The sequence below is a fragment of the Cryptosporangium sp. NPDC048952 genome (assembly GCF_043197895.1).
Lineage (GTDB): Bacteria > Actinomycetota > Actinomycetes > Mycobacteriales > Cryptosporangiaceae > Cryptosporangium.
Genome location: NZ_JBICTY010000001.1, coordinates 872,049 through 885,761 on the forward strand (window position 1 = coordinate 872,049; position 13,713 = coordinate 885,761).

At 69.2% G+C, this 13,713-nt stretch carries 13 protein-coding genes; 5 read left to right on the plus strand and 8 right to left on the minus strand.

Annotation, left to right across the window (positions count from 1 at the left end; genetic code table 11):
* Positions 1-450 precede the first annotated feature (450 nt).
* From ACGFY5_RS04115 to ACGFY5_RS04130, 4 genes are all read right to left on the minus strand, one after another.
* Positions 451-777, minus strand: a complete 327-nt coding sequence (locus tag ACGFY5_RS04115) for a DUF6879 family protein (protein WP_392717100.1) — start codon at positions 775-777, stop codon at positions 451-453.
* Complete coding sequence (locus tag ACGFY5_RS04120; protein ID WP_392717102.1) at positions 774-1,649, minus strand: SAM-dependent methyltransferase; 876 nt, start codon at positions 1,647-1,649, stop codon at positions 774-776. Before ACGFY5_RS04120 ends, ACGFY5_RS04115 begins: the two co-directional genes overlap by 4 nt.
* Before the next feature lie 85 nt (positions 1,650-1,734).
* The gene (locus ACGFY5_RS04125; protein WP_392717104.1) at positions 1,735-1,950 is read right to left on the minus strand and encodes a hypothetical protein; all 216 of its coding nucleotides are present in this window, start codon (positions 1,948-1,950) and stop codon (positions 1,735-1,737) included.
* Entirely contained in the window at positions 1,947-2,321 is a 375-nt protein-coding gene (locus ACGFY5_RS04130) for a hypothetical protein (RefSeq protein ID WP_392717106.1), read from the minus strand. The genes ACGFY5_RS04125 and ACGFY5_RS04130 overlap by 4 nt, the downstream gene beginning before the upstream one ends.
* A gap of 275 nt (positions 2,322-2,596) precedes the next feature.
* Here ACGFY5_RS04130 and ACGFY5_RS04135 point away from each other — a divergent pair, with 275 nt between their 5' ends.
* On the plus strand, positions 2,597-3,490 hold the full coding sequence (locus tag ACGFY5_RS04135) for a DUF5753 domain-containing protein (protein WP_392717108.1): 894 nt from the start codon (positions 2,597-2,599) through the stop codon (positions 3,488-3,490).
* A gap of 13 nt (positions 3,491-3,503) precedes the next feature.
* Entirely contained in the window at positions 3,504-3,704 is a 201-nt protein-coding gene (locus tag ACGFY5_RS04140) for a DUF397 domain-containing protein (protein ID WP_392717110.1), read from the plus strand.
* 137 nt (positions 3,705-3,841) lie between these two features.
* Here the strand turns inward: ACGFY5_RS04140 and mobF are convergent, their stop codons facing one another.
* Complete coding sequence (mobF, locus tag ACGFY5_RS04145) at positions 3,842-8,500, minus strand: MobF family relaxase (RefSeq protein WP_392717112.1); 4,659 nt, start codon at positions 8,498-8,500, stop codon at positions 3,842-3,844.
* Between the two features lie 372 nt (positions 8,501-8,872).
* Here mobF and ACGFY5_RS04150 point away from each other — a divergent pair, with 372 nt between their 5' ends.
* The gene (locus ACGFY5_RS04150; protein ID WP_392717114.1) at positions 8,873-9,145 is read left to right on the plus strand and encodes a hypothetical protein; all 273 of its coding nucleotides are present in this window, start codon (positions 8,873-8,875) and stop codon (positions 9,143-9,145) included.
* Between the two features lie 458 nt (positions 9,146-9,603).
* Positions 9,604-9,909: a hypothetical protein gene (locus ACGFY5_RS04155; protein WP_392717116.1), complete on the plus strand. Its 306-nt coding sequence runs from the start codon at positions 9,604-9,606 to the stop codon at positions 9,907-9,909.
* Here ACGFY5_RS04155 and ACGFY5_RS04160 read toward each other — a convergent pair.
* On the minus strand, positions 9,906-10,508 hold the full coding sequence (locus tag ACGFY5_RS04160; protein ID WP_392717118.1) for a helix-turn-helix domain-containing protein: 603 nt from the start codon (positions 10,506-10,508) through the stop codon (positions 9,906-9,908). The two genes, ACGFY5_RS04155 and ACGFY5_RS04160, sit on opposite strands and share 4 nt — an antisense overlap.
* Positions 10,509-10,776: 268 nt before the next feature.
* Here ACGFY5_RS04160 and ACGFY5_RS04165 point away from each other — a divergent pair, with 268 nt between their 5' ends.
* Positions 10,777-10,998 (plus strand): helix-turn-helix domain-containing protein, encoded by a 222-nt coding sequence (locus tag ACGFY5_RS04165; RefSeq protein ID WP_392717120.1) that lies wholly within the window; start codon positions 10,777-10,779, stop codon positions 10,996-10,998.
* 95 nt (positions 10,999-11,093) lie between these two features.
* Here the strand turns inward: ACGFY5_RS04165 and ACGFY5_RS04170 are convergent, their stop codons facing one another.
* Positions 11,094-12,449, minus strand: a complete 1,356-nt coding sequence (locus ACGFY5_RS04170) for a tyrosine-type recombinase/integrase (RefSeq protein ID WP_392717122.1) — start codon at positions 12,447-12,449, stop codon at positions 11,094-11,096.
* 241 nt (positions 12,450-12,690) lie between these two features.
* Positions 12,691-13,698 carry a hypothetical protein gene (locus tag ACGFY5_RS04175; RefSeq protein ID WP_392717124.1) on the minus strand — a complete coding sequence of 336 codons (1,008 nt, stop codon included), beginning with the start codon at positions 13,696-13,698 and terminating at the stop codon, positions 12,691-12,693.
* Positions 13,699-13,713: the final 15 nt, after the last annotated feature.

The window sequence follows — 13,713 nt, forward strand, 5'->3', positions numbered from 1 at the left end:
GGGCCGGTAAGCGGCCGGCGTGCGGGGACATGAAAGGACTCCCGGAACGAGATGGACAGGACACGGAATCGGCGGATCGGAAGCAATGCGGCCTGCCGGTGGGCAGGGCGGATCAGCGGGCCGCCCCGAGTGGGGCGTCCGCGCAGTGCAGAACGGGAAGTAGCGGAAGAGCGGTTTAGCCGGAGCGGAATGCTGGGCGCATGTCGACGGCCGGTGGCCGCACGGACGCACCGGACCTGCGCGTATTGCTCTTGGGGACAACGGCGGTGGGCGCCTCGGCACGTGCGGCGAGGGTGAGGTGATCCGCGGGCGTGGTGGACGTTTCGTCGAAACGGCGGATCCAGAAGGCGCACTCGGCGTCGGGGGGGGGGGGGCTCTTGGGCGCGTATGCGTGTCCCGGTGTTGTCGTAGGTCAGCCACAACGCGCGAGTCCGGCCGAGGACCCAGACGTCACGCTGGTAGGGCCGCCGGGAACCGGGGCAGCACCCGGATCTGTTCGTCGCCTGCCCAGCCGGAGGCGAACACGCCCGGTTCCCAGGCCTCGTAGCCGGTCAGTGGTTCCGACACGAGCCGTAACCGGCGGAGCCGCGTGCCGGCGGCGGTCGCGTCCGCGTCGATGCGCGGCCAGTCATGGTCCGGCGGCACAATCTTCCCGGTCGCCTGATGGTGGGCCAGCGCCTTCTGCTCGGCCGGATCGTCGTAGACCGGGTTGCCTTCCAGCCAGAACGCCTCCCGGCAGCCCGCGAACAGTGCGGCGAAGTCGATGATGTCGGTCACAGCCGGACTCCCGTCGCCGATGTTGTCGCGGTGAGGGGTGGCATTGCTCGCGGGGCGGCACCGCGCACGGAAGACGCCACGTCCGCCGCGCCGTCCGGGGCGGGCAGGAGACCGACGCCGCCATAGACGGTCCGGGTCTGGATCTCCGGCTCCAGCGGGTCCGGACGCCACTGCGACACCGGAACCACCTCCGCGGGTGCGCCGTCGGCGGGCGGCAGCAGGGTGAAGCCGGTGAACAACTCGGCGACCTGCATCGGGGTGCGCAACGTGAGCGGGGTATCGGTGTCCGCATAGACGGCCGCCGCGGTGGCGACCTGATCACGGTCGAGGGTGTGACCGGTCGCGTGGGAGATCACCAGATGGCTGCCGGGAACCAGCGCTTCGGCGTAGCCACCCAGGATGCTGACCGGGTCGTCGCAACGGGCGACGAAATGCAGCACCGCGACCGCCAGCAAACCGATCGGCCGGGAGAAGTCCAGCAGGTCCCGGACCTCGCTGCTATTCAGCACCTCGCCGACGTCGCGCAGGTCGGATTCCAGGACCGCGACGCCGTCGATGTCCTCCAGCAGATCGCGGGCGTGTTCGACCGCGACCGGGTCACAGTCGACATACACCACCCGCGCGCCCGGATCGCGGGCGTGCGCGACCTCGTGGACGTTGCCGACCGTCGGCAGTCCTGAGCCCAGGTCCAGGAACTGCGTCACGCCCTGGTCGAGGAGATAGGCCACGGCGCGGCCGAGGAACGACCGGTTGGCCCACACATCGCGCTGCGCACTGGGCAGCGCGCGCTGGAGCGCGGCGGCGGCTTCCCGATCCGGACGGAAATTCGTCGAACCACCGAGCAGGTAGTCATAGACCCGGGCCGCGCTCACCGGGGTACTGGCGCTCCCGCGCGACCGGCGGGGTATTCGGGCATGGGGCATCGAGGGCACTCCGGTGGTGTTCGGGCGCAGGGGATTACTTGCCGGCGGGGTCGTACAGGCAGTTGAGGGCGTCGCGGTGGCACAGGTACTCCGGACAAGGCCACGGCAGACCGCACCGAACACAGACCGCGATCGCGTCGCCGTCGTCGGGGACGTGGGCGTTGGTCGCTGCGCATGCGGCCTCCGCGTACTCCACCTCCGACACGACGACAGCGATGCCGTGGGTGGCGTCGAGCAGCGAGGTGCTCACCGGGCACTCACTGCGTGGAGAACGGGTCCTTCGGTGAGCTGACCGCGACGCGCGGCTAGCCGCACCCGGGTCGCCCATTGGGCGCACGGGCACGGATACGGGACGCTCGCCGGGTGCGGACCGCCGCAGGCGAGGGGATTGCCCGCACGCATGACGTGTTCACGGTCCAGGCGCCGGGCCGTCTCGACGTCCCCGGCGTAATAGGGGCCGTTGGGGCGCTGGTACCAGGGGTTGACCTCGTTGCTCGCGGGCGCGGAGACAGCGCGCCCGGGAAGAGCCGCCGCCTCCGCGCCTTGGTCTCCCACCGGATCGCCGGGTGACCGGTAGGAGCGTGGGGACGGAGCCGCGGTGCCGTAGAGCGAGGGGTTCACGGTTGCGCTCCCATCCGTCGAGGGAGGGCACAGCGATGTGTCGTTGGGGGGTCGCCGTGTCCTTGGCTGCACCCGCCGCCACCGTTGCAGGCCGCTGGCGGCGGGGACTCGCTGAGCGACCGGTTAGAACGTTGCGTGACCGGCGCTGTACCGACAGCATGTGGCGTATCGCATGATGAGTGCAAGCCCATCGTGAGCCTGGCTCGCTCACTTTCGCACCCCATGCTGACCGGTCATGATGGACGACGGATCGTGAGCCCTGGAGGGCGAAGAGAGTGACTGAAGAGACGAACACGGACGCGACCGAGATCGCCGATCCGGTGCTGGCCCGATTCCTCGTTGGGGCCACGATCCGCCAGCTCGTCCAGCGTGACGGAAGAGGGCCGAACGCCCTAGCGAAGGCCGCCGGGGTGTCCATCGCGACCTGGAAGCGGTGGGTGGCAGGCACGATCAAGGAGTGGGGCTCGCCGCAGGTGTATGCCCTGATGGCCGCGCTTGGATACGGGCACAAGGATCCCGCGACCCTCGACCTCCTCCAACTCGCGACCGACGCTCGGCGCCACAACGTGACCTCACGTCCTGAATGGGTCCGCTCCCGAGCGTTCGATCTCCTCATGGCCGTGGAAAGCGTGTCCGAGCGGATTCGGACGTATGAGCTGACCGTCATCCCGGGCCTTCTCCAGACCGAGGCGTACGCCCGCGCGCACCTCGCGCTCGCGGGAATCGCAGGCGACCTGGAGGAGCGGGTGCAGCTCCGGATGACCCGCCAGGCGATCCTCGACCCCGACCGCACGCCCGCACCCGTGAAATACTCCGCGATCCTGGACGAGGCCCTCCTTCATCGGCCGCCCGCTGATCCGGCCGTGATGCGAGGCCAGCTCGCGCACCTACTGGACCTCACCGAACAGCGGCATATCTCGCTACGGGTGATTCCGTTCGCCGCAGGGCCGTACCCCACGGACGGCAACGGACCGTTCCTCCTGCTGGAGAGTGCCCGCGTGGGTGGGGACATCGTCCACCTCGAAACGTCGAGACACTCGACGTACCTGGAGACTTCCGAGGCGACCGCGCCCTACCTCGGGGCGTGGGAGCGGTTGGCCGCTCGCGCCGAGGACGAAGAGGAGTCAGCGAAGCGAATTCGCCGGCTTCAGAGCGCCGCCCCCCGATAGAGAGGCCCTACTCATGTCCACCGACCACAGCGAGGCCGACCCGTTCCGCAAGTCGAGCTACTCGACGCAGGACAACTGCGTGGAGGTCGCCCTCGGCGTCGAAGTCGTCCGGGTGCGCGACACGAAGGACCGCGACGGTGGCACGCTCGCCGTTCCGAGCGGATCCTGGCGGACGTTCGCCGACGCCTGCAAAGCGGGAGAGTTCGGCCGGTAAGTCGCGAGTACAACGAGGGCGGCCGGCCCCACCTCACCTGGGGTCGGCCGCCCTTCGCGTTCCCGGGCACCCTGTGTATAGCCCGTCCGTTGCTCTTAGCGCTGGCCGAATGGGGTCATCTACCCAACATCGCGTCTCTAGAGCCGTGGTCGAGGTTGAACGCCGTTGGGCTGCTGATGACGGGGTGGTTCGAGGACCGGGTCGGGTCGGCGGGTGGGGCGCGGTGACGGCGGCTGTGCGGTCGTCCGCCGGTCAGCGCGGGGGCTGCGCTGGGGCCGCGGTGAACGGCGAGTGCCCTCGGGTGCCTGGTCAGCCGGAGTCGTGGTGGTGGGGCGGTGCGGTGTGGTGTGGTCGAGGTGTCCGGCGTCGGTGAGGGCGCGGCGCAGCTGCTGGGCGTAGGCGGGTTGGGTGACGCCGGTGTCGAGGTCGTCGGGGTGACCGTGCCAGAAGTCTCCGAGCCGGCCGACCATGGCCGTGGCGACGGCATCCCGGTCAGTCTGGGGTAGTGCCAGGTAGGTGTCGACGGCGACGCGGTGTGCGGCGTCGGCGACCTGTGCGTCGGCCGGGCGTGGGCGGAGACTGAGTCCGGTCGCGGCGGCGCGGCGGGCGGTGACCAAGGCGTTCGCGGCGTGCCAGTACTTGGTGCTCCCGGGTTGTCCGGGTGAGATGTAGGGGCCGAGTGGGTGAGCGGGATCGTCGTCGCTGATCTGGTGCTGGTCGCGATAGGCCGCGACCACAGCGAGGGCATGGCGCCAGGTGGCGCGCTGGTCGGCTGCGGCAGGCGGCGCGTCCAGAGCACGGGCCCAGACCGGCCGGTCGCGGGTGGCGTCGTCGGTGAGCCGCGCGACGCGGGCGCTGATCTGCTCACGGCGATCGTGAAGGTAGCTCGCCCCCGTCGAACCGGCGGGGATCGCCGGGGTCCAGGGCGGCGCACCCGTCGCGGAACCTCTCGGAGGAGCCGCGTTCGTGCGGGTGTGGGCGTTGATGTGCCGGAGCACGTCGTCCATCGGCTGGCCCCGACCGGCGGGTACGGGGAGCAGCTCGGGGGGGTCACCCCCAGTGTCTTCGTGAGCGGCGAGAGCCCAGGCCAGCGTCGACCACCCGTCCGCGGGCACGGCGGCGGGGGTGGTGTTGGTGTGGTGGTGGAGGTCTTCGGCGAGGACTTGCGCCAGCCGCACGCCCGGCCCGTTCGCGGTGTGCCGGGTGTGGGCGACGCGGAGGAGTTCGGTCGTGTCGTGGCCGGCGCGGTACGCCCGGTTCAGCGCCGACCGGAGCGCGGGCCACGCGGGTTCTCCGGTGATCTGTTCGGCGGGTTCACTGCCGAGCACGGCGGCAAGGACATCGCGTGGCACGAAGGGCGCGGTGGTCTCGGTGCGCAGCGCGGGCGGCGTATCCAGGGCGTCACTGGGGTCGGGGCGCTGGCCGGTGAGCTGACTGATGAGGTCGGCGTAGCGCTCGGCTTGCCCGCTGGTGGGGCAGGTGAGCCACGGGCCAGGTGCGCCGTCGGCGGTGATGTCGGTGATCCGCCGGGCCAGGACCCGGGCGGGTTCCTCGGCCTGGTCGAGGGGGCCGTGGCGGAGGGCCGCGGCGAGGGCTTGTTCGGGTTGCCAGCCGTGGCCCTCCGCGTCATGCAACGCGGCAGCGAGGCTTTCCCACGAGGGGTCGCTGACCAGCGCCTCCGCGCTCCGGGAGTCAAGCATGACCCCGAGCAGGTCCCGGTAGCGGGTGTCGGCGGCCTGCCGGACGGCGTAGGCGAAGCGCGGCATCAGGGTGGCCAGGGACGCGGCCTGTTCCTGATTCACGCGGATCGTTTCGGTCGCCGATAGTTCGGCGGCTTCGCGGGCGAGGATGCGGTCGAGGATCTCGCGGGCGGCGTAGGCGTCGGGGTCGTGGGCGGCCCGGTCGAGGCGGTCGTCCTCGTCGAGCGCCAGTACCTCGTGCGTGGTCACGTAGAGGCGGGTGGCGTGCCGGGCGCGGGTCGCGGCCACGTAGAGGTGTTCGCGGGCCATGGACTCGTCGGCGAGGACGTGGGCGGTGTCCACCGTGGAGCCCTGCGCGCGGTGCGCGGTCGTGGCATACAGCAGCTGCACCTGCTCGGCGACGTACCCGGCGGGCAGCCGCACGGTGCCGCCGTGGTCGTGGTGCCGGACGGTCAATGACCCGTCCCGGTGGCGGCGGGTGACGGTCCACGCGTCACCGTTGCGCACGAAGTCCCGCCCACCATGGCAGGACAGGCGCCGCTGGTTGTGACGGGTCACGATCCAGTCCCCGGCCCCGGCCCGGTTGCCGTCGGCTAACCGGACGCCGCCGGGTTCGACCAGGCCGGCGGCGACCCTGTCCGCGCGTGCCCGCGCGGACAGGGCGGTGACGTCGGTGTTGGTCGCGGCGACCATCAGACTCACGCGTCCGGCGGTCATGTCGGTGTGCCAGGCGGTGTACGCGGCGTCGGTCATCGCGTCTCGTGACCCGCCGCTGATGCGGTCGCGTTGCTGGTAGAAGTCCAGGGCCGTGCTGTCACCGAGGCGCATCCCGAGGGTCGCGTGTGCTTCGGCGGGGTCGGTGAAGCGGTGCAGGACGGACAGTTCGACGGCCCCGGCGTCGGCGGCGATCAGCCGCAGCGCCCCACCGGATTCCACGGCGGCCAGTTGCCGGTAGTCCCCGAGGCTCCGGACCGTGGCGCCGTGCGCGGCGGCCAGCGCGACGATCCGGTCGAAGTTGGGGGTGCCGGCCATCCCGGCCTCATCCACGAGAACCACGTCCCCCGGCGCGACGGCGAACACGGCGTGGGAAGCGGGAACCGGTTTCCCGGCGGCGAGCGCGGCGGCATGCGGGCCACGCGCATGCTCGTGGAGGAACTTGTGCACGTTCTCCGCCGGAACCCCCAGCTCCCCCGCGAGGACCGCGGCGGAGGCGGCGGAGGTGGCGAGCGGGATCAGCCGTCGCCCAGCAGCCTGGAGGACGTGGAGGTAGGCGCGGGTCGCGGTCGTCTTCCCGGTCCCGGCGGCGCCGATCCCGACCACGAGTTGCCTCGGGTCGGTGGCGAAGGCGGTCACCAGTGCCCGCTGCCCGGCGTCGAGGGGGTGCGGGGCGCGGGCCTCGTAGTTCTCGAGCGCGGCCACGACCACGCTCGGGGCGATCCCGCCGTCGGTGACGGTGTGCGCGGCGGCCACGAGACGCGCTTCCGCGTTCAGGACGGCGGCGCTGGTGTAGCGGTGCGCGGCATGCTCGGTGAACACCGACGCCCTGTCCGCGCGGCGCAGCGCGGCGGGTTCGTCGGTGACCGCCGGTGCCTCGACCAAGATGCTGTGCCCGGGAGAGATGGCGCGCTCGACGATCTTCTCGGCTAAGGCGCGGACCTGGCCGGGGTCGACAGCCCAGTCCTTCGCGCGGAGGAGGCGTTCGGTTTCCGCGCGCAGGTTCCACACCGTCCACGTCGAACGCTGCTCACCGACTGCCACGACCACCCGGGCCGCCAGCTCCTCCACGACGGCGTCCATCCGCTGACCAGCGTGCGGCGCAGTCACAGCCCGCACCGTGGCAGGCGCGGCCGGCGCGGAGACCCCGGTCACCTGCGGCGGTCCGGGGACGGCGGCGGCCAGCCGCCTGACCGCGTCAGTACCGAATGCCTCGGCGAGCTCCTGCCGCCAGGCCGCCCGCATGCCGCCCAGGGACCGGGGTGCCTTCTTGCCCTGCCGGGTGTCGAGGTTGGCTTGGCGGGCCAGTTTGTGCGCGACCGCCGGCGCCGGGTCGCGGCCGTGGACGGCCCGGTACTCGCCGACCAGCTGCGCGTACCGGCCCTCAATGGCCGCGCGGCGGCGGGAGAAGTGCGCGACGAACGCGGCCGGCACCCCGGCGACCTCATACACCGGTTCCTTACCGCCCGGGGTCCTGCGCTCTGTCCAGGTGACGCCGAGCCGCCGGGTGAGGGCGGCTTGGAACACGGTGTTGTAGTGCTCGGACACCGCCACCGTCATCCGGTAGAGGGCACGGGCGTCGAGCGACCGCCACACCCCGTCCACGCCCTGGACTTTGTTCGCGATGGCGACGTGGGTGTGCAGGTTCGGGTCACCGTCGCGGGAGTCGCGGTGATCGAACGCCGCCGCGACCAGACCGTGGGTGTCGATCTGCGCGACGCCACCGGCCCCGGCCCGGGTGAACGCGGCGTGTTCCTCCAGCAGCTCCAGCGCCGAGTTACGGGCCTGCGCGTGCGCGTCCTCAACCGCGTCGCGGACCCACGGGCGTTCGTCGAGCGCCCAGAGCAGCGCGGCGGATTTCACCGGGGCGAACGCCAAGTCGTATCCGGCGACCGCGGCACGTTGGCGCCGCGCTTCCTCCCGCCGGACACCCGCGACCTCTGCCGTGGTGGGAGCGCGACCGGTCTCGGCCGAGAGCGCGGCTAACCGGTCGTTGACACGGTCGTCGAACGGGTCCAGAGGCGTGAAGACCGGAAACGGGCGGCCCAGCGTCGCAGCCTTCGCAGCATTCTCGACCACGCGCTGGACCTGCGCCTCGGACATCCCCGCCCGGACGTGCGCGGCCCGATAAGCCGCGACGATGCGGTCGGCGTCCGGGTGCATCCCGTGCCCGAACAGGGCGCGCATCTGCGCCTCGGTGACCGGTTGTCCGGCCACGCCGAGCAGCGGCGCGCCCCGGCCGATCCACCGGCCGGCCGGGTTGCCCTCGGCCGTGTAGTACGCGGCCGGGTCCTGCCCGCGGGTCCGGTCGACGTCACCACCGGCGATGTGGCGGGTCAGGTAGGTGTAACCGTCCCCGGCAGTGAGCTTGTGCATGGTCATGACCAACGACGATTAACCTCCCTTCCCGAGACGATTCCCAGCCGCAATGTCGCATTTATTAGAAACGACCCGGCGCAGCCCTGTGGGCTATTCCTTCAATTATCCTCGGGGTGCCCCAAAGAGTGCAAGAGGTGTCCTGCTCAATCTTGGTTTGTCATCGAGTCTTGCGTCTGGGCTGTTCAGATGGTGCTTCCTGCTGATGTTCAGGATATTTAGATGATCTCTAATGGTGGGTCATGGCTCCTACTGTTGATTGATGTCATTCTTTTGTGAGGCCTTTTCGGGTGACGCCCGAGTGAATAGATTTGGGGTATGGGACAGCACCGGCAATGGGCGTTAGTGCGTGGGCGGGGGGCTAGAGATCGACGAGCGGTGAGGCTTCTTCTGCGGGAGCGGGACATCGAGGCCGCGGTGGCCACATGCGTCGGGTTCACCGAGGCGGCGAACGCGGAGCGGGGACGCGCGGCGCGCGCGTGCCGTGCGCGTGCGGCTGGTGCGGTGCGTGAACTGGCGGTGCTGGGAGTGGCCCAGGCGCGGATCGCCGCGCTGACCGGGTGGAGCCGCGCGGACGTGCGCGAGGCGCTCGCGTCCGACCGGCCCGACGCGACGGACGGGGCAGCGCAGGGCGAAAGTGGCCTCGGTTGAGGGGCCGGCCGGTCTCACCGGAGACGGCCCGGCGGCAGGCTGCCGCCCGGTCGGCGTACGTGCGCAGCGTCGCGCGGGGCGCGCCGTTGACCGGGCGCTCGCTGGGTGCGGCCTTCAACCGGTCGGAGCGATGGGGGCGCGCCCGGATCGCCGAGAGTCGGAGCGCATCGGCCTTTGAGATGCATGCTGGTCGCGACGGGGGGAAAACCGTGCCGGTTGCGGCAATTAAATCGGCAGGCGCGACCGGGGAACCGGCACACGGGGCCGGCGGCTCGGTGTGGTCCCGGCCGGGGCTTTGCGCAGGGCGTCGTGGTTCCGGCCGAGTGGTCGGTGCATTGCTCGCGGCGACGACGGGGATGTCCGCCGCCAACGTCGCTGCGAAGTGGTCGCCAGGTGGGTGGCGCGGCGCGTCCGGACCGGAATGGGCGACTGCCGCCGCGACGGGATGCTGGCCGATCGTGGCGGCGGCGGCTGTGATGGTGGCAAGTCTGGTGAAGTGGCCGCCGGGGCCGGGATGGTCGCTGGCCCGTTGGAGCGGCGCGGCGGTCGCTATCGTGCCGGCCGTCGCGGTCAGCTATCCGCGGGCGGTACTGCTTCTGGTCGGCTACGGCGAACCGACTGCCGCCGCCTACCTGGGGCCGGTGGCACTGATGGTGTTCTGGGTGATGAGCGCGATGGCGTTCGCCGCGACGAGATCCTCCGGCCAAGCCCGGCAGCACCGCCGGCCGGAGGACAGTGGCGCCAGGTCCGGCGGGGGGGACTAGCGAGGGTCGGTGCGGTCGGTCGAGGACTCCAGCCTTCGCTGGACGGCCTCGACGGAGCGCAGAAGTTCGGTACTGCTCGCGCCTTGGTCGGCTTGAGCGACGATTCCGTCGAGAGCCTCGGCGAACCGTCCTCTGACCTTGGCCACTGTGTCGTCGAGCTCGGCAGTGAACTGACTCAGGAGTCGTCCGGCCTTAGCTTGGAACTCTTGGGTCGTCATGCCGCCGGTGACCCTGGTGCGGCCGAAGGGCATTTGCTCGGCGGTGTGGCTGATGTAGAGGCGCTCGTCGGTGGGGGGAAGCGGCTGGTGCCCGCAGATCCAGTCCGACAGCGCGTCTCGGTCAGTGACGGTGACCTGGTCGGTAACCGCGACGGTGAGCGGCCGGTCGTGGGCGGGTGTCAGCAGACTGGCCGGCGGCACGTCCAGCGCGAGAGCGAACGCGAGGAGCTCGTCGACAGAGACGTCCCGGCGGCCAGTCTCGATGTTGGCCAGCATGTTGGCCGTCATCCCGACGAACCCCTGAGCGGTGCAGCGGTCCACTAACTGCTGTGCAGTCATCCCGCGGCGCTGACGAATTGCTCGTACCTGGAGGGCCACCACGGTGCTGGCAGGTACGGGCTCGTCCGGCCCGGTCCGGCTGATCTGCCCACGTCGGCTTGTCATAACAACAAACTACCCGATCCTATTGACGTTCGTCGAATGGTTGGGTCACCCTTGAGGCTATGAACAGCCAAAACAGCTCCAGTTTAAGTGTCGAAACGACAGATTGGCCGAAGCAACGACTGGTCATCGGCTCCCAAAACACGATGATTTCGGGTCATAACGGGCGTCAGGTGCTCCGTCGATCGTGGGCGGGAGGCGGTGGCCGATGACCGTCGGAGCCAGTAGCCGGAAAGCCTGGACGCGCGAAGACATCCTGGGCCTCGGCATGACCACCGACTTGGAGACGGCCGCGGAGATCATCGGGATCGGCCGCAGCAAGGCCTACCAGTTAGCCAAACAGTCCGAGTTCCCGGTGCGGGTGCGGCGGATCGGCCGCCGCTACGTAGTGCCGGTACTGCCGCTGCTGACCTATCTCGAAGAGACGTGACGCGCACGGCAGGTTCCGGATCAGTACGCACGACCAGGGAGCCCGGACCGATATCGGTCCGGGCTCCCTCGGTGTCAGCGGATGCGGCGGTGCGCTCAGGCCGAGCGCCGTCCTCGGATCTTGTCCAGGGCGCCGATCGCGGCGTCTTGCGCGTCCGGAAAGGTGTGGAGGTACCGCTCGGTCGTGGTGAGGCTGCCGTGCCCGAGCCGTTCCTTGACCACGACCAGGTCTGCGCCGCCGGCGACCAACCAGGAAGCGTGGGCATGCCGCAGGCCGTGCGGGGTGATCCGCACGCGCAGCTTGGAGGCTTTGAGCGCTGTCTGCCACACGCTGCGGCGGAACCAGTAGCGGCTGATGTGCCCGTCGGAGTCTGTATCTACCTTCTTCGGCACGCGCGGCGCGTCTTTGCCGGCCGCTCGGCGAGCTGCCCGATAGGCGGCGACGGCGTCTTTGCAGTGCCGGCACCGGCATCGCCCGGCCCCGTAGCCGGAGGGGGTGCCGTGTTTATAGGTGCGGCCCTTCTCGTTGGGTTCGGTCCGGCCGAGGGTGTCCGGGTCGGGCAGGACATCCGGGATCCGGCGGCGCGCTTCGGTGGGGACCTCGTACCAGAACAGCAGGTCGTTGTCGCCGAGCTTGTTCACCGCGATGTGATGGCGCAACTTGTCGGTCAGATGCCGCGCCAGCCGGACTTCGCGGTGCTCCTGGTCTTTGGGGTACTCCTTGACCAGGAACCGCTTCCCCTCCGGGTGGAACTCGGGGACCAGTTCCACGACTACGCGGGCGACGGTCAGCACGCCTTCGGGTCGGTCGAGGTCGAGATCCTTAACCCGAGCTTCGGTGAGCTCGCCCCAGCGCAGCCCGGTCTCAATGTCCGTCTCAGCCAGCAGTCGCATGCGGTGGTCGTCAATGGCGTTGTAGAACGCGTCGAACTGCTCGGGCGTGATGATCTTGCGGGGCTTCGTGGCTACCGGGGGCGTCTTCACCCCTCGGCCGGGGTGCAGGTAGGTGACCTGGTCATTGAGCGCGGTGGTGAAGATCGCGTCCACGACCACCTTGCAGGCCCGGATCGTCGGTGCCGGGACCTTGTCGCTTTCCAGCTTCAACACCCACTGCCGGACGTGCACGGGGAGGATCTCGACCATCCGCATCGTCCCCAGCTCCGGCAGGATGTAGCGGTTGAGCCAGTAGGTGTAGTTCTGGCGGACGGAAGCCTCGATGGCGTGGTTGGGGAACCACTCCTTCTCGACGTAGCGGCGCAGCGTCTGGCGCCCGCGCCGACGATCGCCGACCTTGCCCGCCGCAATCTCAACTTCGGCCTTCTGCCACGCCTTGTCGGCTTCCTTCTCACTACCGAACGTGCCGGCCGATCGTTCCTTGCCCTTGATGTCCACGAAGTACGCCGTGTAGCGAGGCTTGCCCTTGCCGCTGAACCGCTTTCGCGAGTACCCCATACCGCCTTCCTCTTGACCGTCGTTTGACCGTGGACTGGGAGTCACTGACGGTCAGAGAATGATATGCATCAACATGAATGTATAGCCTCTGACCTGCATAATAGTCGCTGAGGCGGCTTCTGACCAGAGCCGATTAGAACGGTCAAACCTCGTTCGCATCGAGGGGGTCAGGGGTTCGAATCCCCTCATCTCCACCAGGCCGAAGGCTGGCTCTCATCGAGAGCCAGCCTTTTTCGGCTTGCTAGGCGCTGTATGGCCTGGCCGACTCCCACAGCTCCTCGAACTCACGACGTAGTCCGTGCAACTGGGCGGCGTCGGTGCGCAGTACCGTGTTCGTGATGTTGGACTTCATGTCCGTGCGGATTCGATGACCAACACTGACTTCATAGCTCAACTCGTCGTCGAAGAGGATGAAGTCCCGCACCGACGAGACGTTCCCGCCGGGAACCGTCTCCGGAATCAGAAATCGCACCTGGATCAATTGGTCAGATTGACTCTTACAGATGCGGTGAAATGTCTGATCCTCCTGCAGCCGAGCGTCGTCGAGGATGAAGATGCGCCGCACCTTGACCTCTCGCTGGATGGCCTGCCTGAGCTCCCGCAGGTATCGGACGCCCAGCCAGCTGTCCCAGAAACCAGCGTCGAATCCCACCAGCCCGCCATCCGCGCTAGGTGTGCTCGTCGCGTCGATCGATGTCGCGGCGTTCTCGGTCAACGCGAGGAGCCAGTCACTGTCCTCACCGTCGTAGCTGACCCGACTCTGGGCGAGCTCCCGCAGGAGAGTGCCGAGGTGGTCGAGCTCCGTCCTAGCCAGTTTGCCGGCCATTGAGTCCTTGGACCCATCCAGTTCGGCCGCTCGAGAGAGCAGGACCCCGAACATGGGCGCTGCATCCTTCATAGCCGAGTTCCGTATCGCCTGGAAGAGCGTCGTCGCCTCGTTGGCGTTCGCGATCGCTTCCTCGAACTGCTCGCCGAGAATTTGCATGCGCTCCTTCTCGCGACGGCTTGCTCGGTCGATTCGACGCTCGATGTCGAGTAGAAATTGCACCACCAGTGTGACGCCAGCCAGGAAGACGGAGAGCGTGAGCGACCAGATGATGGGCTGCTTGGTCAAATTCGTGAGAAGGAAGCTGAGCCCGCCGGTGAGCCCGGAGATCAGAATCCGGGCCGTGAGATGAATCTGGTCCCGGTCATGCTCAGGGGTACTGGGTTGCTGGGTCATTAATGATCTTTGCAGACGGTCGCTCATCGTCTTCCCCCCAAT